The organism is Jezberella sp., from assembly GCF_964834465.1.
Map to the genome: position 1 here is coordinate 1 of NZ_CBAZRM010000012.1, position 18,705 is coordinate 18,705.

General features: G+C 53.2%; 18 protein-coding genes and 1 pseudogene. 5 read left to right on the forward strand and 14 right to left on the reverse strand.

Annotation, left to right across the window (positions count from 1 at the left end; all coding sequences use genetic code 11):
* The 7 genes from AC1W8Y_RS10445 to AC1W8Y_RS10475 form a co-directional block, all read right to left on the reverse strand.
* Positions 1-148, reverse strand: a 148-nt coding sequence (locus tag AC1W8Y_RS10445; RefSeq protein ID WP_482014540.1) for a transposase, incomplete at its 3' end; no start/stop codon positions are given.
* Between the two features lie 70 nt (positions 149-218).
* Positions 219-1,787 (reverse strand): acetolactate synthase large subunit, encoded by a 1,569-nt coding sequence (locus AC1W8Y_RS10450; RefSeq protein ID WP_482014422.1) that lies wholly within the window; start codon positions 1,785-1,787, stop codon positions 219-221.
* The gene (locus AC1W8Y_RS10455) at positions 1,784-2,962 is read right to left on the reverse strand and encodes an acyl-CoA dehydrogenase family protein (protein ID WP_482014423.1); all 1,179 of its coding nucleotides are present in this window, start codon (positions 2,960-2,962) and stop codon (positions 1,784-1,786) included. Before AC1W8Y_RS10455 ends, AC1W8Y_RS10450 begins: the two co-directional genes overlap by 4 nt.
* Position 2,963: 1 nt before the next feature.
* The gene (locus tag AC1W8Y_RS10460) at positions 2,964-3,710 is read right to left on the reverse strand and encodes a GntR family transcriptional regulator (protein WP_482014424.1); all 747 of its coding nucleotides are present in this window, start codon (positions 3,708-3,710) and stop codon (positions 2,964-2,966) included.
* Positions 3,707-5,308, reverse strand: a complete 1,602-nt coding sequence (locus AC1W8Y_RS10465; protein ID WP_482014425.1) for an AMP-binding protein — start codon at positions 5,306-5,308, stop codon at positions 3,707-3,709. The genes AC1W8Y_RS10460 and AC1W8Y_RS10465 overlap by 4 nt, the downstream gene beginning before the upstream one ends.
* A gap of 147 nt (positions 5,309-5,455) precedes the next feature.
* Positions 5,456-6,223: an acetoacetate decarboxylase gene (locus AC1W8Y_RS10470; protein WP_482014426.1), complete on the reverse strand. Its 768-nt coding sequence runs from the start codon at positions 6,221-6,223 to the stop codon at positions 5,456-5,458.
* Between the two features lie 156 nt (positions 6,224-6,379).
* On the reverse strand, positions 6,380-7,405 hold the full coding sequence (locus AC1W8Y_RS10475) for an LLM class flavin-dependent oxidoreductase (RefSeq protein ID WP_482014427.1): 1,026 nt from the start codon (positions 7,403-7,405) through the stop codon (positions 6,380-6,382).
* Between the two features lie 101 nt (positions 7,406-7,506).
* Between AC1W8Y_RS10475 and AC1W8Y_RS10480 the strand changes: the two genes are divergently transcribed.
* Complete coding sequence (locus AC1W8Y_RS10480; RefSeq protein ID WP_482014428.1) at positions 7,507-8,688, forward strand: acetyl-CoA C-acyltransferase family protein; 1,182 nt, start codon at positions 7,507-7,509, stop codon at positions 8,686-8,688.
* Positions 8,689-8,735: 47 nt separating this feature from the next.
* Here the strand turns inward: AC1W8Y_RS10480 and radC are convergent, their stop codons facing one another.
* Positions 8,736-9,413: a RadC family protein gene (gene radC, locus AC1W8Y_RS10485; protein ID WP_482014429.1), complete on the reverse strand. Its 678-nt coding sequence runs from the start codon at positions 9,411-9,413 to the stop codon at positions 8,736-8,738.
* Between the two features lie 50 nt (positions 9,414-9,463).
* Between radC and AC1W8Y_RS10490 the strand changes: the two genes are divergently transcribed.
* From AC1W8Y_RS10490 to eda, 3 genes are read left to right on the forward strand one after another with little or no spacing between them, the layout of a single operon-like run.
* Positions 9,464-9,940, forward strand: coding sequence for an FKBP-type peptidyl-prolyl cis-trans isomerase (locus tag AC1W8Y_RS10490; RefSeq protein WP_482014430.1), 477 nt, complete (start codon positions 9,464-9,466; stop codon positions 9,938-9,940).
* The gene (ispH, locus tag AC1W8Y_RS10495; protein ID WP_482014431.1) at positions 9,940-10,911 is read left to right on the forward strand and encodes a 4-hydroxy-3-methylbut-2-enyl diphosphate reductase; all 972 of its coding nucleotides are present in this window, start codon (positions 9,940-9,942) and stop codon (positions 10,909-10,911) included. The genes AC1W8Y_RS10490 and ispH overlap by 1 nt, the downstream gene beginning before the upstream one ends.
* Complete coding sequence (gene eda / locus AC1W8Y_RS10500) at positions 10,908-11,555, forward strand: bifunctional 4-hydroxy-2-oxoglutarate aldolase/2-dehydro-3-deoxy-phosphogluconate aldolase (RefSeq protein WP_482014432.1); 648 nt, start codon at positions 10,908-10,910, stop codon at positions 11,553-11,555. Before ispH ends, eda begins: the two co-directional genes overlap by 4 nt.
* Here the strand turns inward: eda and AC1W8Y_RS10505 are convergent.
* The 5 genes from AC1W8Y_RS10505 to AC1W8Y_RS10525 all read right to left on the reverse strand — a co-directional run bounded on the left by AC1W8Y_RS10505 (position 11,508) and on the right by AC1W8Y_RS10525 (position 16,943).
* Positions 11,508-12,437, reverse strand: coding sequence for a sugar kinase (locus AC1W8Y_RS10505; RefSeq protein WP_482014433.1), 930 nt, complete (start codon positions 12,435-12,437; stop codon positions 11,508-11,510). The two genes, eda and AC1W8Y_RS10505, sit on opposite strands and share 48 nt — an antisense overlap.
* Before the next feature lie 54 nt (positions 12,438-12,491).
* On the reverse strand, positions 12,492-13,346 hold the full coding sequence (locus AC1W8Y_RS10510; protein ID WP_482014434.1) for a methyltransferase domain-containing protein: 855 nt from the start codon (positions 13,344-13,346) through the stop codon (positions 12,492-12,494).
* Between the two features lie 24 nt (positions 13,347-13,370).
* The gene (locus AC1W8Y_RS10515; protein ID WP_482014435.1) at positions 13,371-15,128 is read right to left on the reverse strand and encodes a glucan ABC transporter ATP-binding protein/ permease; all 1,758 of its coding nucleotides are present in this window, start codon (positions 15,126-15,128) and stop codon (positions 13,371-13,373) included.
* A gap of 36 nt (positions 15,129-15,164) precedes the next feature.
* Entirely contained in the window at positions 15,165-16,427 is a 1,263-nt protein-coding gene (locus AC1W8Y_RS10520) for an MFS transporter (protein WP_482014436.1), read from the reverse strand.
* Positions 16,428-16,595: 168 nt separating this feature from the next.
* Complete coding sequence (locus AC1W8Y_RS10525) at positions 16,596-16,943, reverse strand: arsenate reductase (protein WP_482014437.1); 348 nt, start codon at positions 16,941-16,943, stop codon at positions 16,596-16,598.
* 171 nt (positions 16,944-17,114) lie between these two features.
* On the opposite strand from AC1W8Y_RS10525, the gene AC1W8Y_RS10530 reads away from it, so the two are divergent.
* Positions 17,115-17,984, forward strand: coding sequence for a D-hexose-6-phosphate mutarotase (locus AC1W8Y_RS10530; protein ID WP_482014438.1), 870 nt, complete (start codon positions 17,115-17,117; stop codon positions 17,982-17,984).
* Here the strand turns inward: AC1W8Y_RS10530 and eutC are convergent.
* A pseudogene (eutC, locus tag AC1W8Y_RS10535) lies at positions 17,981-18,661 on the reverse strand (ethanolamine ammonia-lyase subunit EutC); the annotation flags it as partial. The gene AC1W8Y_RS10530 and the pseudogene eutC sit on opposite strands and share 4 nt — an antisense overlap.
* Between the last annotated feature and the right edge of the window lie 44 nt (positions 18,662-18,705).

The window sequence follows — 18,705 nt, forward strand, 5'->3', positions numbered from 1 at the left end:
GAGCCTCATCGGCGCCGTCCACCAGAACCGAGCGACGGTACTTCGGGCACCATACAACGTGGTACTTGCACGAGAAAACGACGTTACTATTGGATCGGTAGTTACTGGACACAAAATCAGTATACAGCAAGATACTAAATACTGCCATAACAAATACCGGCCGCTCACCCCATGGCTAAAGCGAGGGGCTTGCGCGGCTTATTTGGTCATTCAGATGATTAATTCATCAGCAATTCAATCAGTTTCGGTCCTTTCTCGTTAGCCGCCACGCGTAATGCGGCGGCGAGGTCTTCCAGGTTGTTCACCTGAACGCCAGGCACACCGTGCCCCTTGGCAATGGCCACGAAATCCAAGTTGGGTTTATCCAGATCCAGCATCCTTGCCGCGTTGACGCCGGCGGCGGGGCCACCCATATTGGTGAGCTCGCCTCGCAAGATGCGATAAGAACGATTCGCAAAGATCACCACGGTGACGTCCAGTTGCTCGCGAGCCATTGTCCACAAGGATTGAATGGTGTACATCGCACTACCGTCGCCAATTAAAGCCACGACTTTGCGATCTGGACAAGCAACCGCCGCGCCGACGGCACAAGGCAGGCCAAAGCCGATTGAGCCCCCGGTGATATCCAGACAGTCGTGCGGCTGCGCCATCGGCATCGTTTTGAATAATTGCCGCCCTGAGGTCACGGCTTCGTCGATCAAAATGGCGTTGGTGGGCAGGGTAGCGGCAATCACGTAACCGACCGTGTCGGCGGTTGCAGCGCCGGTGGGCAGATCGGTGATGACGTTGGTTTCAGTGGCAAAATCTGCTGGCAATGCAGACCCAGCGTCAAGCGCGTCGCATAGGGCTTGCAGCGTTGCTTCGAGGTCGTGCGTCAAGGTAGCCAATGTGTGCACTTGGCAGTCAGATTGCTGGATTGTGCGTGGCTTATCTGGGTAAGCAAAGAAAGCCACGGGCGGGGCTGCGCCGATCAGGACTAAGTGCTTGGTGTCCTTTAACATCTCTACAGCGCCAGCGACCGGGAAGGGCAGCGGACGAACATTGACACGACCCCGGCCTCTCTCCATTCGTGGATTGCGGGGTTCTGAGCCGAGCTTGCATCCGGTCTTGCCCGCAATTCGTCCCGCCAATAGCGCGGCTTTTGCCCTGAGCGCTGAACCCCCCAAGAGCAAGGTGGTCTGCGAGGCGAGCGTCTTGTCACTCAATATTTTGGCAATCGCGACGATCGACTCTGTGAGTGGCGCGGCTGGCCCTTGTGAGGGATTCGTCGCGTAGTGACCTGGATCAGATGGCTCCCACGCGCAGTTGGCAGGCAAGATGAGTGTCGCTATGCGACCAGGGGTGCTGCACGCTTGCGAGATGGCTTGCGCGGTATCTATGGGTGCCTCGGTCGCAGACCGAGTGGTCTTGACCCAGTGTGACATGGGACGTGCGACCGCTTCAACGTCTGAATTCAAAGGCGCGTCATGGTGAATATGATCCAGCGCGTGTTGTCCGACGATATTGATAATGCCAGAGTGTGCACGTTTGGCATTGTGCAAATTCGCTAAACCGTTGCCCAATCCGGGGCCTAAATGCAGCAAGGTGGCTGCGGGCTTTTCGGCCATGCGGTAATACCCATCCGCACTGCCAGTTACCACACCTTCGAATAATCCGAGCACACAACGCATGTCGGTTGCACGATCGAGTGCTGAGACGAAGTGCATTTCTGAGGTGCCGGGATTAGCAAAACAGGTGTCGATACCTGCTGCCAATAGGGTTTGAACCATTGCTTCTGAGCCGTTCATCGTGTGTCTCCAGTCGTTTTGTTTTTAATGGTTTCGCGGGCAATGATGACTTGTTGTACTTCGGTTGCCCCTTCATAAATTCTGAGTGCCCTCACCTCGCGATAGAGCATTTCAATCGGCTGACCAACTCTGACCCCCAAGCCGCCGAACATTTGCAAACTGCGGTCAACGATACGCTGAGCCGCTTCGGTGGCGTATAGCTTGGCCATGGCGGCAGAGCGGGTTGTCCGCTGTTTCAACACATCTCGCTCCCAGGCTGCGCGGTAAACGAGCAAGGTAGCGGCATCGATCTCAGTGCTCATGTCTCCGATGGCCGCTTGAGTCATTTGCAAGTCACTCAAAACACCGCCAAACATCTTTCTGGACGTGGCTCGGTCGATCGCCATATCTAACGCGGCTTCGGCAAATCCGAGAGCCGCCGCACCGACGGATGCCCTGAACACGTCGAGATTTTGCATGGCAACTTTGAAGCCTTGACCTGGCTGAGCCAAGCGATGCGAAACAGGGACGTGGCAATTGGTGAACGTTAACTCACCGATAGGATGGGGCGCGGCCACATCAAACCGTTCGGTCACTTCGAGCCCTGGGGTGTTTGCATCCACGACAAAGGCGGTAACCCCATCCACTTCGTCGTTTACTGTGCGTGCAAACACGGTGTAAAAGTCGGCAATCCCTGCATTTGAGATCCAGGTTTTGACACCGTTTAACGAGTAGCCCGTCGCGGTACGGATCGCCTTGGTATCCATGGCGGCCGCGTCTGAGCCTGCCTCAGGTTCTGACAAGGCAAAGGCTGCAATGTATTCACCATTCGCGACGTGAGGCAAGTACTTGGCTTTGAGTTCCTCAGAGCCGAATAATGAGATGGGACCCGAACCTAGCCCTTGCATCACCAAGGCAAAGTCTGCCAGACCATCGTAATAACCCAGTGTTTGCCGCAAGAGGCAAAGGCTGCGCGAGTCGATGTCAGGCAAGAGGCCACCGTAAGCTTGCGGCACGCTATAGCGCAGCCAGCCGGCGGCACCCAGTTGTTTGACCAGCGTGCGGCAGTGCATATCCACTGAACCGCTGTGCAGCCGAGTGGTCAGGTTGTAGCGGCACCAGTCGTGAAGCTCGTCGTGAAGTGCTCGATGGGGGTCATCAAAGAAAGGTAACAACAGGGAATTGGCGTGAAACATATCAACGCTGCTCCATCAAATCGAACGTGATTTGTACAAAACGAGTGGGTACTTCGAGCCGAGTAAAGTAAATGACTCTGTCGCCAATGCAGGCATAGCGCCTGAGCTCTGCCACCGGGGTGGCGAGGGGCAGGTGCAGTGCTTCTGCTGAGTCTGACCCTGCCTCGATAATGGTTAGCAGCTGTTCGGCGTGACTAATCTCAGTCCCGTGCAGTGAATCAAGTATGGGGACGACGGTTCGGTGGCGATAGCGCTCTGGATGCTTATCGTAAATATCATTCGCTAGATAAACTTCGGTGTAACAAAATGGGCCTGAAGGGGTTGTGTGCACACGTCTCCAATAATGGAAGTGACCACTTTTCTCATAGGGACACTGCATCCCCAGCCATGAAGGGAGCGCCACATCGGCATTGGATTCCATCAGGGTATGCGTGCCCAATGCGTTACTCAGTGCAATGGCTTCAGTCCAGGTCTTCGGTAACGTGATGCTGATTGTTTGAGGTAACTCGTCATTGACGTAAGTGCCCGATCCCCGTGAGCGATGGATCAGACCTTCGCGCTCGAGCAGACCAAAGGCTTGTCTCACCGTCGCCCGCGAGACGCCCAGCGTATCGACCAAAATATCCAAGGCTGGAACTTGAGACCCCCTAGGCCAGACATCACGTTGAATATTACGTCGAAAGATCGCCGCTACTTGCAGGTAGAGCGGCAGCGAACTTCTCGAGTAAACCTGTCCGACACTGGTCATGGTAATGACCCCACTAGCTTGTCTGCCATTTCACGCAGTTTGTTTTTTTGAATTTTGACGGCATTGGCACTTTGCACCGAGGGAAATTCAGTCACGATTTCAAAATGCGCAGGTACTTTAAATCCTGCCAAGACGCGCTTGCAGGCGTTTGTCCACGCTTGTGGTTCGGCCTTTGCGCCTTCTCTTAAGATGACGAACGCGATCGGCAATACTTTAGATCCACGGGTGCCAGCGACAACCTGACAGGCAAGCACGCCTGCCTGCTGTTCGATACATTGTTCGATTTCTACGGGGTTCACCATGAAGCCCGATAGGCGCATGGAATCCCCCATGCGCGTCTGAAATACAAACTGCGTGTCGCTGACGGCATAGCCCAGATCGCCTGTTTTGAAATAGCCATCCACTGTGAATGCTGCCCGTGTTGCTGGCTCGTTATCCAAATAGCCGAGCATGATGCTAGGGGTTTTGATTTCTATTTCGCCCGATTGTCCGTGGGGCAGAATCTGACCCGATTCAGGATCTCGTGCGCGCAACCGTGCCTCGGGGTGAATGAGGCTTCCACCGGCGAGATAGCGAACGGTGATGTCACCCTGCTGCGCGTTAGTCGGCTGGGCCGCAATCAGTGCTTGTAACTCGCTTGAACCGTACAGCCCCGTCAGTGGCAATTGAGCCTGATCAGCTTGATTGATTAACTCACCGACCGCGGGTGAGAAACTCGCAAAACCGAAGAGTTTGCAACTCGAAAAAGCTGCTGGCGTATCTGCGGACTCAAGCAATTTGAGTATGGATTCGTTGTTGGCATAGGTATGGCTAATCCCGTGCAAGCGAATTTGCTCTAGGGTGCTTGCCGTGTCTGACACAGGTTCGCTGACAACGGTAAAGCCGTTAACGAGCCCACCAGACAGTGTTGAAAAACCAAAGGCACCGCAAAACGGAGTGCTCGCGAGAATTCGACTGGTCTGATCGTAACCGTAAGCCTTGATCATGGCGCGAGCGTGCAGGATCAACGTTTTTTGATCATGCAAAACAAATTTGGGCAAAGAGGTGGTGCCAGACGTGGTGTAGCAAAGGACACCATTGTTACCGTAGTCAGCAGGCGTTGGGTCAGTCGAGCGTAACAAGTCTTCAAACGCGATGGGCTGATGACCCGCTATTTGAGCCGGCGTTTGACCTAAGGCGATGATGCCGTCAAGACCGGCGGTGATGTCAGGTTCAACATCGGCCAAGATGTCTGCGAAAGCAATCCCTTTGAATTCGGGCCACATGACGAGCCACTTTGCACCGCCGCGTCCGACGATATCGGCAACCTCTTTGCTGCGAAATCTTGTGTTCACGGCAAGCACGGTGGCACCCAAGCGAGCGCAGGCTAAAAACGTTTGCACCCAAGCCAGACAATTTGGTAACCACAAGGCAATTCTATCGTTGGGTCCAATCCCCAGTTGGGCAAAACCAGCTGCGAGCCGCTCAACCTGGCTTTGTAAGTGTTGATAAGTCGTTGGTTGATGTCTATCGATCAGTGCAACCCGATCTGGCGTTTGCTGGGTGATGGTCGCCAGACACTGTGCAAAAGTGGTCGGCGGTGACGAAGCGGTTGGCATATCGGTTGGTCTGTGTCGCAAGTTCAAAGAGCAATACTATAGTCCTAATTATCGAACTATTACAGGCAAATGAAACGCGAGTATTCTCACACCCGCTTCATTGCCTTGACGCCGGCATTGCAAGGCTTGCGGCGCCGCGGTGGTGACTTAGCTTTTATAGTCGTGCAGGACTCTGCCAAATGGTAGGGTCAAGTCTGCAATAAAGTGCAATCCGCCGACAATCTTTTTAACCGGTAGGTCAGCAAGTGGTGCATTCACATGCGGGATTAAATGCAGTCGCGCTGGTCCCGACCATCCCCCTTTGACTTGGATATCGGTCAGGTTATAGCCGACTAATTGGGCAATAGCCGGTGTGCCATCCACATCAGGAATCAGCTTCAGATTCACTGACGTCTTGGTGAGTTTGTGAAGAATCGCCTCAGGTGAACAAGCTTTGCGACCTTGGACATCGTAGAGCAGGTTTTGATGCTTGTAGCCCATCGTGCCAATGGCGACTTCAACGCCAGCGTAAACGAGCTTGCCAGTCAACGTATCGTGAACAATATTCAAGGAAGGCTTTGCGTGCTTCTTGGGAAACCCCCAGATCTCTCTGCCGCCTGCGATCGGTGGCTCGTCGTCTAAGTACATCTGCGAGGTGAAACTAACGGGTTCTCCCTTAAATAGCGCAGGAATCACAATACCGGATTCGGTGTAATCACCAAAGCCAGACGAGTCGGGCATACGAATGACTTCGAACATCACCGTATTGCTGCCATCTGGTTCGAGTGGTTCGGGCAAGGCCGCTCTAATCGCTTCTGGGTCAGTTTCATACGTAATGATCAAAAACTCGCGATCAATAAATCGATACGGACCTCGCGGGTAAGAGGGGGATGCCAACGGCATTGAAGGTAAATTCAATATGTCATGTGCTTTCATCGGAAAGAATTCTCTTGGTGGTGAAGGGTGTATTAAACCAGTCTCGGCGCCACGCTATTGAACGCCATGTTTGTGACAGTTCGTGATACCTGGTCAGACGCGCCTCAAGACGTCGGTTCAAGACCTCGCCTCAAGACCTCGGTTCAGCGAGATACACTAGGCGGGTTCGAGCGCTGGTTCTGCTCTGGCTTGCACGTTTTGCATGGCAAGTGACGCAATTTCGAAAGACCGAAGTCTCGCCTGATGGTCGAATATCTGACCAGCCATCATCAGCTCATTGGCCCCCGTCTTATCCACGAGCGCCTGCAAGCCTTTTTCGACCGTTGCCATTGAGCCAACGACTGCGCAAGATAGCATCTGCATCACGGCAACTTTCTCTTGAGGTGTCCAAAAGGTCTCAATATCGTCGATAGGGGGTGGTAACTGCCCCCGGGTGTTGCGTCGCATTCGCGTGAACTGCTGCTGTAACGTCGTGAATAAATGCCAAGCTTGTTCATCCGTGTCGGCGGCGACCACATTGGTCAACACAACGGCGTGCGGTTTGGCTTGCTGGGTGGAGGGTCTGAACAACGCGCGATAGGCATAGAGTGCATCCATGAGTTGCTCAGGGGCGAAATGCGAAGCAAAGGCGTAGGGCAAGCCAAAATGTGCGGCCACTTGAGCCCCGTAGGTGCTTGAGCCGAGAATCCAGATCGGCACGTGTAACCCAGCACCGGGGATAGCCTTGACATACTGACCGGGCTGAATATCATCGAAATAGTGCTGAAGTTCTTGTACATCTTGAGCAAATTGCTCTGAATTTCCTTGCAGATCTCTTCTCAGTGCCTGGGCCGTCTGGTAGTCAGTACCAGGTGCTCGCCCCAACCCGAGCTCGATACGCCCGGGGAATATCGACGCCAAGGTACCAAATTGTTCGGCGATGACCAACGGGGCATGGTTTGGCAACATGATGCCGCCCGAACCAACGCGAATGGTGTTCGTGCCGGCGGCAACATGCCCAATGACCACGGCGGTCGCAGAACTCGCGTTGCCTATCATGTTGTGGTGCTCGGCTAACCAATAGCGCGTGTACCCCCATCTCTCGGCGTGTTGCGCCAGATCACGGGTGTTGTGTAGGGCATCCGCCGTAGTACCACCTTGTGGTACTGGAGAAATATCCAAAATAGAATAGGGAATATTCATATTGTGTATGGTCTGCCCAAGCGGGTTATGCTATCAAAATCGACTGATTTGGATCTCGCAGAATACGACAAAAATGTCGCAAAACCAACAAGGAGCTCAAAATGCGTGAAGTTTTCGTTATGGCCGCGGCAAGAACCGCCATCGGTGATTTTGGTGGCGGTCTGAAAGATGTGGCCCCATGTGATTTAGGGGCAACCGTGGTCAAGGCGGTGCTGAGTCGTTCTGGGGTTGATCCACATAGCGTCGGGCATCTGGCCTTTGGCCATGTGATCCACACCGAAGCCAGAGATATGTATTTGTCTCGAGTCGTGGCTGTGAACGGGGGCTTGCCGCACAGCAGCGCCGCGTTCAACGTCAATCGATTGTGTGGTTCTGGTCTTCAGGCCATCGTGTCGGCTTCGCAATCCATTTTATTGGGCGATACCGAGGCTGCGATTGGCGGTGGCGCAGAATCGATGAGTCGCGGTGGTTATTTGTCGCAGACACAGCGTTTTGGCGCCCGCATGGGTGATTCAAGCATGATCGACATGATGACGGGTGCCTTATCTGATCCGTTTGGTCGCATGCACATGGGCGTCACGGCTGAAAACGTCGCTGCTCAGTTTGACATCAGCCGTGCTGATCAAGACGCCTTAGCGCTTGAATCGCACCGTCGCGCTGTTGTTGCGCAAGATGAAGGTCGCTTCAACGATCAAATCGTGCCAGTCGTTGTAAAAACTCGCAAAGGTGAAGTCGAATTCAAGCTCGATGAGCACCCTCGTCGTGACGTGTCGGCAGAGAATCTGGCTGCTTTGAGAGCTGTTTTCATCAAAGAAAATGGTACCGTGACCGCGGGTAACGCCTCAGGCATTAATGACGGTGCTGCCGCTGTCTTGTTGATGAGTGGTGAAGCCGCCAAAGCGAGCGCCAAGCAGCCGATGGCTCGCTTGGTGGCCTATGCCCATGCTGGGGTAGACCCCAAAATCATGGGCATTGGGCCAGTGCCTGCAACACAAGCTGTGCTCAAACGTGCAGGACTGACAGTGGATCAACTGGACGTGATTGAGGCTAATGAGGCGTTTGCCGCGCAGGCGTGCGCCGTTGCCAAAGAGCTCAAGTTTGATATGGCGCGCGTGAACCCCAATGGTAGTGGTATCTCTCTGGGTCACCCCGTAGGTGCGACAGGTGCCATCATCACGACCAAAGCACTTTATGAACTGCACCGAATTAAAGGTCGCTACGCGCTGGTGACCATGTGTATCGGTGGTGGTCAAGGGATTGCAGCGATCTTTGAACGGGTGTAATTGAGGGTAAGGGCGTGCGAGCGTTACTTCTGACGCGGCGCACCTTGCTAAATCAGCGATCGTTCGGCCATCGACACCACGCGATGGCCGGCAACGATCAAGTGGTCGAGTAGCTGAATATCGACCATGGATAAAGACCGTTTTAATTCTCGAGTGAGTTCGACATCGGCGGCGCTTGCCTGGGCCAAGCCCGATGGGTGATTGTGAGCGATGATGAGCGATCTGGCGTGATGCTTGAGCCCCGCTCGGACAAGCTCTCTTGGATAGATAGACGTTTGTGTCAACGTCCCCTTTGAAATTTCTTCGGTTGCGATCAGCCGATGCTGGTTGTCGAGAAATAGCGCCACACAATGTTCAATTTTTAAATGCGCCAGCAAGGTTTGGCAAAAGAATTTGACTTGTTCGGGTTGCGCGAGGGTGTCACTGGTCAATAAATCCTCTTCTATGGCCCGCCTAGCGATGGTTGAAATGGCACCGATCTGGCAAGCCCTGGCTTGTCCTATCCCGGCAACAGCCATCAAATCTGGCATCGGCGTTGCCAGTAGTTGCCGCATCCCTTGATAGTGACTAAGTAACATTTGGGATAGTTCGATTGCGTTGAGCTGGCGGGTGCCTGAGCCCAGCACAATGGCCAGTAGCTCTGCATCCGTCAGACTATTTGCACCAAATTTCAATAACCGTTCGCGTGGACGTTGATCATTTGTGAGGGTATCGCACAAGGTCATGGACAAGGCCTTAAAATAGAGGTTTGAAAAGCTTGCCAAGGTGACAGATTTTGAACGCAACGTCTTCCGCAACGCCTCCGGTTGTCCGTCCGGATTCCTACCTTACGTTGCATTACCGTATTGTGATGACGAGTGGTCCGGCCGCCGGATCCACGTTTATCGATACCTTTGATGCGCGGCCAGCGACCTTGCAACTTGGCACGGGGCAGTGGTCGCGCAACATGGAGGCGCCACTGATTGGACGTCCGGAGGGCGATTGTTTCAGCTATGAGTTATCGGCGCAAGAGGCCTACGGGGCACGCAATCCGGATCTGATCCAGCGGGTCAGTCGCAAAATGATGGTGGAGCAGGGCGGCGCTGATGCTGGTTTTGAGGCAGGCGACGTCGTCGAGTTCACCGCGCCGAATGGTGGCCGTTATTCAGGGGTTCTCAAAGAGCTGGGCGAAGACTCTGCCCTGTTTGACTTTAATCACCCGCTCGCCGGGCTAACGTTACGGGTCGACATAGACCTGCTGGGGGTGCTGTGATGACTGCGCCTCAAGTGGTGTTGGCTCAGCCTCGTGGTTTCTGTGCGGGGGTTGATCGCGCCATTGACATTGTCGAGCGGGCGATTGAATTGCACGGCGCCCCCATTTACGTGCGTCATGAGATTGTTCACAATCGCTATGTGGTTGAAGATTTGCGAGCCAAAGGGGCGATATTCATCGATGAGCTTGAACAAGCACCGGCCGGGGCAATTGTGGTGTTTTCCGCGCACGGGGTGTCGCAAACTGTCAGACATGAAGCCGAGGCGCTGGGGCTCAAGGTTTTCGACGCCACTTGCCCGCTGGTGACGAAGGTGCACATTGAGGTGGCCAAGATGCGTCAAGCTGGTCGTGAGATCGTGATGATCGGCCACAAAGGTCACCCTGAGGTCGAGGGAACCCTCGGTCAGTCGAGTGATGGCATGTATCTGGTCGAAACGGTCGAAGACGTCAACGCTTTACAGGTCAAACAACCCGATCAATTGGCTTTCGTGACGCAAACCACCTTATCCATTGACGATGCGAGTGCAGTTGCCGCGGCCTTGCGTCTTAAGTTTCCAACGATCGTTGAGCCTAAAAAAAGCGATATCTGCTACGCCACACAAAATCGGCAGGATGCGGTGAAAATGCTCGCCAACGAATGCGATCTCGTCCTCGTGGTCGGCAGTGCCAATAGTTCAAATTCGAACCGCTTGAGAGAGGTTGCCGAGCGTCGCGGGTTACCTGCCCACCTGATTGATGGTGCCGAGTCGATAGACCCCAGTTGGTTGGTAGGTAAAAATCATATTGGGATCACGGCCGGGGCTTCAGCGCCTGAGTTGCTGGTGCAGCAGGTGATCACTCGGTTGAAGTCGCTTGGTGCGATTTCGGTCAGAACAATGGCTGGGCTCGAAGAACACGTTTCTTTTCCCTTGCCTAAAGAATTGTCCCGAAAGCAAGTCAATGCCTCAGCGGATGCGAGCACATCAAGATGACGACTAAGTTGACTGCCCTGCAAGTCATGCAAGATGCCCCGGTTATCCCGGTCATTGTGCTGAACAACCCTGAGCAAGCTGTGGCACTCGCGAGAGCGTTGGTCGCGGGGGGCATCCGAATGCTTGAGGTGACGCTAAGAACCCCTGTCGCTCTCGAGTGCATACGAAACATCGTGGCCGAAGTTCCTCGCGCAGTGGTCGGTGCTGGCACGGTTTGCAGTGTTGATCAGGCACAAGCGGCAGTTGAAGCAGGCGCTGAGTTTTTGGTGAGCCCGGGCTATACCGCTGCACTCGGTCACGCGTGTCAAGCCTTGGGGACTGCCTTGTTGCCGGGGGTATCTAGCCCCAGTGACATTATGTTAGCGGGCGAAGCTGGGTATACCGAGCTGAAGTTTTTTCCGGCGGTACAGTCAGGCGGCTTGGCCATGCTCAAGGCCTTAGGTGGCCCCTTTGGTGAGGTGACGTTTTGCCCGACCGGTGGGATGACCATACAAAATGCGCATGAATTTCTTGCTCTGCCCAACGTGGCCTGTGTCGGCGGATCTTGGTTGTCACCCGCAGATGCTTTGGCCGACGAGGATTTTGATCGTATTACTTTATTGGCCAGCGAGGCGGCAGGTTTGCACCGCTATCGCGTGCGGTAGCGCCGCCACCGCGCCCCAGCCTTGCACCGCAATAGATGCCGCAGTGTTTGCATAGTCGGCCGCATCCTCTAACGTGTCGCCCAACGACAATCGTGCCAACAGATTGCCACAAAAACAATCCCCTGCGCCCGTTGCGTCGATTGCGACGACTTGGCGCCCTTGGATGTGCTTGCGAATGCCTGCTTTGCTGATGATACAGCCCTTGTCGCCTTGCTTGAGCACAACGGTTTGCGCCCCTTGAAGATGGCACCAATCGAGTATTTGATGCGCATCTGACAAACCCGTCAACGTGGTCAGATCATCCATACTTGGTAAAAACAAATCGCACAACCTGATCGCGTCGACGATCGTTTGCTTTGCCTGTTCAAGTGACCATAGTTTGAGCCGCAAATTCGAATCAAATGAGACCTGGACGTGTGACGCACGCGCCAACCGCATCGCGTTGAGGACTGTGCTTGCCGCGTCCGTTGAAATAGCAAGCGAGATGCCAGAAACATGAAGCCATTTGCTCGCTTCAATTTGCTTTTTGGCGAACGTGGTTAACCAGGCGTCAGTGAGGTAGCTGGCGGCTGATCCCGCGCGGCGATAAGTAAACTCATGGCCGTTTCTGCCATGCGTGACGAAATAGATGCCTGTTGGTCGATGAGGATCAATGTCGATCCCGTCGGTCTGAACACCTTCCTGGCGCCAGAGATCGATCAACCGTTCACCGAATGCATCGTTGCCAAGACGCGTCAGGTAGGCGGTACTAGCGCCTGCGCGTGCAGCGGCGATGATCGCGTTGCTGGTATCGCCGCCAAATCCTTGCAAGTAGTTTGGTTGACCAGGTTCGGTCTGATTGAACTCAAGCATTGCTTCGCCGATTGCTACGATATCCGTCACGACGTTGATCCACCTCAAATTAATCAGCTTTCGCTGTAATGACCCAATTACACTTTACACCACCGGGCGTGCCCATAGATCCCAATGGCCGATCAAACATTCTGTCGCGTTCAGGCTTCGGTGTAACCAAGCTTGAATCTGGCGCTCTTGGACCTGTCCCGTTTCTCTTACCGCTTGTGCACTGCCTCGCGCCAATGCTTCGATCAGCGCCTGGTCGTCTGGCTGCCTCATCACCCAAGGTGTCGAGGCAGTTTGCGTGACGAACCGTCTGCGTTCGAGTTGCTCGACAAGCATGTCGGTTGCATCCGGGCCAGCCGCAACCCCGAAGCCTTTATCGTGTTGTTGGTGGTGATGAAACGCTGCCAACAGGGCGACATCATTTTCGCAAGCTGGCTGCCATTGCTCCTGGCCGTTGTAGGTCAATACGGTGTAAAACGGGCAATTCAAGTGAGCGCAAAAGCGAACGAGCCAATCCGGTGAGACCAGATCAAAAAATGCCGCAGCTGTCACAAGATGTGAGGGGTGTGTCAACACTTGTTCAATGTTGAGGGCCAGATCCTCTGACAAAAAATGCACCGATAGATGCTTGCCATGCCGTTGAAGTTCAAGCGGTGTTAAGTCAGCACTCGATGTACAGTCAGCCCACCGTGCAATTGCCGCTTTTGCTGCGTGCAACAGCTCGATATCGTGATCGATTAGCGTCCACTGTTGATCATCTGGCAAGTGATCTGCGAGGGCGCGCAAGTTTGACCCAGTACCGCAGCCCAAGTCCAAGATGCACATGGGTTGCTCAGCTGAAAATCGTTGTGTCTGAAAATACGAGGAGACCTGCTCCAGAAGAGAAATATCTCGGGATCGATGATCCACGGGTTCTCGAAGAGATAGCCAGGCGGCAGAAAATCCACTCATACAGGTGATCCAAGGTCGCGTTGGTTAGGCTGATAAGTCAAATTGCTCTCTTGCACGTTGGGCGAAGCTGCCATCTTTGGCAATCAGCTCATCAAACGTGCCACTTTCAATGAGTCTGCCATGCTCCATGACTAAAATTTTATCCGCGGTTCTGATGGTGGCCAACCGGTGAGCAATCACCAAGGTTGTCCGATTCTTAATCACGACGTTGAGCGCTTTCACCAGCTTTGCTTCCGTGCCGCTGTCGAGGGCACTCGTTGCTTCATCCAAAATCAAGATAGGAGGGTCTTTGAGCATGGCGCGAGCGATGGACAGTCGTTGACGTTCTCCGCCTGACAGGGAGCGGCCGCGTTCACCAATCACGGCGTCAAAGCCAGCAGGATGGCGCGTAATGAAATCATAGGCCTCGGCCGCTCTTGCGGCTTGTACCATCTGCTCAGAGGTAGCATCTGGCGCGCCAATCGAAAGGTTGTCGGCAATGCTGCGATTAAACAGCATCGCTTCTTGAAAGACCACGCCGATGTTGTTGCGCAAGGCTTCGAGCTTAATGTCGCGGATATCGATGCCGTCAATTTTGATGGTGCCCGAGTCTGGGTCGAACGTGCGGTAGAGCAGGGCTAAGGCCGTTGATTTACCCGCACCTGAGGCGCCTACGAGCGCCACCGTCTGGCCTGCTTCGATAGAAAAGCTCAAATCGATAATCGCTTGGCGCTCGTTGGTATAAGAGAACGTAACGTGATCGAATTCGATATTGCCTTTGAAACGCTTGATATCCCGCGCATTGGGCGAGTCTTGGATGTGAGGCGTTGTGTCGAGGACATCAAAAAACTCTTGTAGACGAGGGGCATCACCTGCGAGGCGATTGATAAATTGTGCCGTCTGTTCAAGTCGGCCGACCACCAAGGTGGCAATTGAAATGAAGGTCACAATTTCACCAACGGTGGTCAATCCTTGAGCGAATAGCCATATCCCCAACGTGATGATAGCCAGAAGGGTCAGTGTTGTACTGACACGAGTCAATACTCTGACCAGCGCCCACCAAGACAGGACCGGAAACTGCGCAGTCAATACTCGCCCGCTAATCCCCTTGATTGCATTGACTTCGTCTTTGACTCTCGCAAAACTTTGCACTAAGGCAATGTTGCCTAGCGTGTCATTGGCGCGCTCGGCCAGATCTGAGTGATGTTGTTCGACCTCTTTTTGCAGCGCTTGAGTGTTACCGACGATATAGACCGACAGCAGGGCGAAGACGGCGCAGAGTACGACGAGCAACCAAGCCATACGCCAGTTGATATAGAAAGTGATGGGGATTAAAAAAATCAGTGCGATGAAAGAGCTGAAATGATCCCTGAAAAACCCCAACCAAAGTGCCCATAAGGAATCCACCCCCTGCAACATGATTTTCATGAGCCGGCCAGAATGCATCTGGTTGTAGTGCGAGGCGGGTAACTGTAAGACATGCTCAAAGAAATGGCGTAAAACCATGTGTCTTCGGCGATGCGCAAGCCTATCCGTTTGAAGCGCGAGAAAGGTCGCACAAACAATTTCAAACAGCCCAAACCCTACCCAGGCAAGTAAATAAGGGCTAGCGTTAGCCCAGGCAGTTGAAACATGTCGTTTATCGAGATGAGATAGCGCGTCGATGATCTGACCGAACAGGACAGGTTCAGCAAAGAGTGCCAGCACGAGCGCAACGTTAGCAACAGAAAGGCACCACGCCAGTTGGGCATCTTCACCCAACTGTTGCAGCACTCTTTTATAGATATTGACGAAGTTCAGCATATCCGAAGATTACTCGGAAATGTCTGCTTCGCCTGTTTAATCGACCATCAGTTCCCGGCCGCGTGTCTCTGGCAGCAGAATGGCGGTCAACAAAAACAGGCCATAAGCAATCACAGCAAACACGGCGATGGCCGAACCCAACCCATATTGAGTCGAAAAATAGCCAACAAAGGTTGGAAACAATGCCCCCATGCCACGCCCAAAGTTGTAGCAAAACCCTTGACCAGAGCCGCGCAACCGGGTCGGGAATAATTCGGTCAGAAAGGCACCCATCCCCGAGAAATAGCCAGCAGAGAAAAATCCCAAGGGGAAGCCTAACCACATGATCATGCCATTGGTGATGTTTAACTGGGTGTAGGCGAGCACTAAAATGATGGCGCCTATCGAGAAGGTAATAAAGAGCTTTTTGCGACCGTAGCGATCGGCCATCCATGCGCCTACCAAGTATCCGAGAAAACTACCGACAATAACAAAGGCCAGATAGCCGGTCGAACCGACGACGGTGAGGTGACGCTCAGTCTTCAAGAATGTTGGTACCCAGGTCGTCACCGCATAATAGCCACCTTGCCCGCCCATCGACAGAATCGCGGCGAGCACGGTTGTCTTGAGCAGGCTGGGTTTAAAGATCTCTAGGATAGAAGGTGCTGAACCTTCAGTCGCTCGTTTTTCTCTCGCCTGCTTTGCCACGTCGGGTTCTTGAATGTTGCGACGAATAAATACAAGTAACAGGGCAGGCAAGAACCCCATGACGAACATCGCTCGCCACGCCGTTTCAGCAGGAAACACCGTGAACATCAATGCTTGTAAGACGACCGCTGCACCCCAGCCCAACGCCCACGCGGATTGCACGGTACCCACGGCACGGCCTCGAAACGCTGGACGAATCGTTTCTCCCATGAGCACGGCACCGGCAGCCCATTCGCCGCCGAACCCAAATCCGAGAATGGCACGGGCAATCATCAGTTGGTTGAAGTTTTGGGTAAACGCACACACCAGACTAAACAACGAAAACCAAAGAATCGTGATCTGCAATGTTTTGACACGGCCAATCCGATCTGCCAAGTAGCCTGCCATCCAACCGCCGATTGCCGAAGCCAATAAGGTTGCTGTGACGGCGAGACCTGCCAGCCCTTGATCAACCTTCCAGAGCGCGATGATGGTGCCAATCACGAGGGGATAGATCATGAAATCCATCCCGTCTAATCCCCAACCCAGAAAACAGCCCCAGAAGGTTTTTCTCTCCTGCGGATTCATGACCTTGTAAAAGCCGGTCAAACTGGTGTCCTCGTTTGTTTTCATTGATATCACTCATTTTCAATCGTGGTTGTCTGATGTCGGTCTACATTCGCTCGTCTCAAGTTAAGGTAAACAACAAAGCGCAGTTTGACTAGATATTTTTTGAAGATGATCAACGATTTATCCCTTTAATACAAGCGTTTCAAGGGTTTACCATAGCAAAGCCGTTCGCTATCGCAAATTCAGTTGATAAATTTCTGGCGAAAAACCCACCAATACTTGCTTGCTTGCGCTTAGCACGGGCCGTTTGATCATGGTCGGATACTTTGTCAGCAACATCACAGCCTTGGATTCATCAATATCGGCGCGTTCTGCATCAGTGAGCTTTTTCCAGGTCAATCCCTTTTTGTTCAATAAGGTCTCCCAGCCAACCGCTTTGCACCACGCGGCTATGTGCGCCTCGATCACACCAGGGTGTGTGTAATCGACAAAGGTATAGTCGATGTGGTGAGCACTGAGCCAAGTAAAGGCCTTCTTCATGGTGTCGCAATGCTTGATGCCGAATATCGTCACGGTCATGACTGATCCTTATTTGAAAAAATAGATGTTGATCTGAATTTAACGGTTTAGCGTCAAAACGTCATCCTCGTGCCGTCTCAAATGGTCTATATGGTCTGTATGGAGGCTAAAGTAGCTGACCGCGCAAGCTACACTTTCAGTCATTGCATAGACTACAACCATGATCAGGCCATGAACTCGCTGAATTTTGAACAAGTTGCCGATGGCATTGTCCTTGTCAACATTGATAACCCGCTGGCGACCGCCACCATCAGTCTTTATGGTGGTCAGCTGATCGAATGGCGGCCAAAGGGCCAAGCTGCGGCCGTACTCTGGTCTAATCCGCAAGCGAAGTTTGAGCAAGGTACGGCCATCCGCGCTGGTGTCCCTGTCTGTTGGCCATGGTTTGGCCCTCATCCAAGCGATATACGGGCGAGCAGTCATGGTTATGCGAGGACTAGTCAGTGGGATTTGACGTCTGTGTTAACCACGGATACGGGTGCCACCGAAGTGGTGTTGACCCTCGATAATCGCGAGACGCAACAAAGCGGTAACGGCGTTTCTGCCCAATTGCAACAGAAAATATTGATCCATGATTCGTTAACCATCGAGTTAACCACGACGAACTTGACCCGAGAGTCAATTCGTTTGACTGAAGCGTTACACGCCTATTTCTATGTCAGCGATATCGACAATATTACGATTGACGGGCTTGATGGGTGTGATTATGCAGACACGGCGGCAGGGGGGCAGCGCAGGCAGCAGGCGGGCAATATTCAATTCTTCGGTCGAGTCGACCGCGTCTATTTGAATACGATCGCTCGCTGCACGATTGATGATGTTGGTCTGTGCCGACGCATCAACATCACTAAATCTGGCAGCCTGAGCACGGTTGTCTGGAACCCCGGGTTAGAAACTGCAGCCAGCATCAAGGATCTTGGTCCGGACGGTTGGCGATCGATGGTTTGCGTTGAGAGTGCTAACGCGTTGGACAACGCCTTATGTATCGAACCAGGCCAGCAGCATACCTTGCGTGTCACTTATGCGATTGAGGATCTTTAATCGAGTAAGAAATTAGACACAGTCGCGAGCGGCGCTTGAGATGACGAGATCGTTTCATCTTTGAGCCTAACCCCTGTTAATTGTCTTGCGCGGGCTTGCGTGACCAAATAATGCAATTTGCCGTTGGCCGCCTCGTACGATAGACCTCGGGGATGAATGTTTGAAATGCAGTTTCTACTTTCATCGGTGAGACCTCGTTTGGGATGCCAGGTAATGTAAAGACCCATGCTATCGGGTGAGCTTAAACCAGGGCGTTCGCCTATCATGACAATCACCAAACGCGCACGTAACAATTCACCGATCTTGTCGCCGATGGCAACGCGCCCTTGTTCAACAATTGAGAAAGGGGCAATGCGCAGACCTTCTGCTTCAAAGGTCTGACAGGCCAGCGATAAAAACGCGAGCGCGTTTCTCTCAATCGCAAGTGCGGACAGACCATCCACCAAGACAAACGCAAGATCAAAAATAGACGCTTGATCGTCTGCCGTCGGATCACCGTATTTCTTAATCAGTGAGGCGCGGGAAGACTCGGATAGTTGTCGGCCAAAATCGGGTCGTTGCAGATAGGTGACTCGATCTTTTGCTGCGCTCTGTAAAAGCACGCATTCATCGTCCCCTATGCCAAACATGCTGCCGAATTGACGTTTTAATGCTTGGGCGTCAAGCCCCTGATGGACAGCATCTCTCGTTGATTGTCACCAGGTCGGATGGTTTTGCTGCA

Coding starts and splice junctions, on each gene's coding strand:
- AC1W8Y_RS10525 (WP_482014437.1), bottom strand. CDS start 16,943: ATGACCGTGACGATATTCGGCATCAAGCATTGCGACACCATGAAGAAG.
- AC1W8Y_RS10510 (WP_482014434.1), bottom strand. CDS start 13,346: ATGAGTGGATTTTCTGCCGCCTGGCTATCTCTTCGAGAACCCGTGGAT.
- AC1W8Y_RS10530 (WP_482014438.1), top strand. CDS start 17,115: ATGAACTCGCTGAATTTTGAACAAGTTGCCGATGGCATTGTCCTTGTC.
- AC1W8Y_RS10470 (WP_482014426.1), bottom strand. CDS start 6,223: ATGAAAGCACATGACATATTGAATTTACCTTCAATGCCGTTGGCATCC.
- AC1W8Y_RS10520 (WP_482014436.1), bottom strand. CDS start 16,427: ATGAAAACAAACGAGGACACCAGTTTGACCGGCTTTTACAAGGTCATG.
- AC1W8Y_RS10455 (WP_482014423.1), bottom strand. CDS start 2,962: ATGTTTCACGCCAATTCCCTGTTGTTACCTTTCTTTGATGACCCCCAT.
- AC1W8Y_RS10460 (WP_482014424.1), bottom strand. CDS start 3,710: ATGACCAGTGTCGGACAGGTTTACTCGAGAAGTTCGCTGCCGCTCTAC.
- AC1W8Y_RS10480 (WP_482014428.1), top strand. CDS start 7,507: ATGCGTGAAGTTTTCGTTATGGCCGCGGCAAGAACCGCCATCGGTGAT.
- AC1W8Y_RS10450 (WP_482014422.1), bottom strand. CDS start 1,787: ATGAACGGCTCAGAAGCAATGGTTCAAACCCTATTGGCAGCAGGTATC.
- AC1W8Y_RS10475 (WP_482014427.1), bottom strand. CDS start 7,405: ATGAATATTCCCTATTCTATTTTGGATATTTCTCCAGTACCACAAGGT.
- AC1W8Y_RS10465 (WP_482014425.1), bottom strand. CDS start 5,308: ATGCCAACCGCTTCGTCACCGCCGACCACTTTTGCACAGTGTCTGGCG.
- eda (WP_482014432.1), top strand. CDS start 10,908: ATGACGACTAAGTTGACTGCCCTGCAAGTCATGCAAGATGCCCCGGTT.
- AC1W8Y_RS10515 (WP_482014435.1), bottom strand. CDS start 15,128: ATGCTGAACTTCGTCAATATCTATAAAAGAGTGCTGCAACAGTTGGGT.
- radC (WP_482014429.1), bottom strand. CDS start 9,413: ATGACCTTGTGCGATACCCTCACAAATGATCAACGTCCACGCGAACGG.
- ispH (WP_482014431.1), top strand. CDS start 9,940: ATGACTGCGCCTCAAGTGGTGTTGGCTCAGCCTCGTGGTTTCTGTGCG.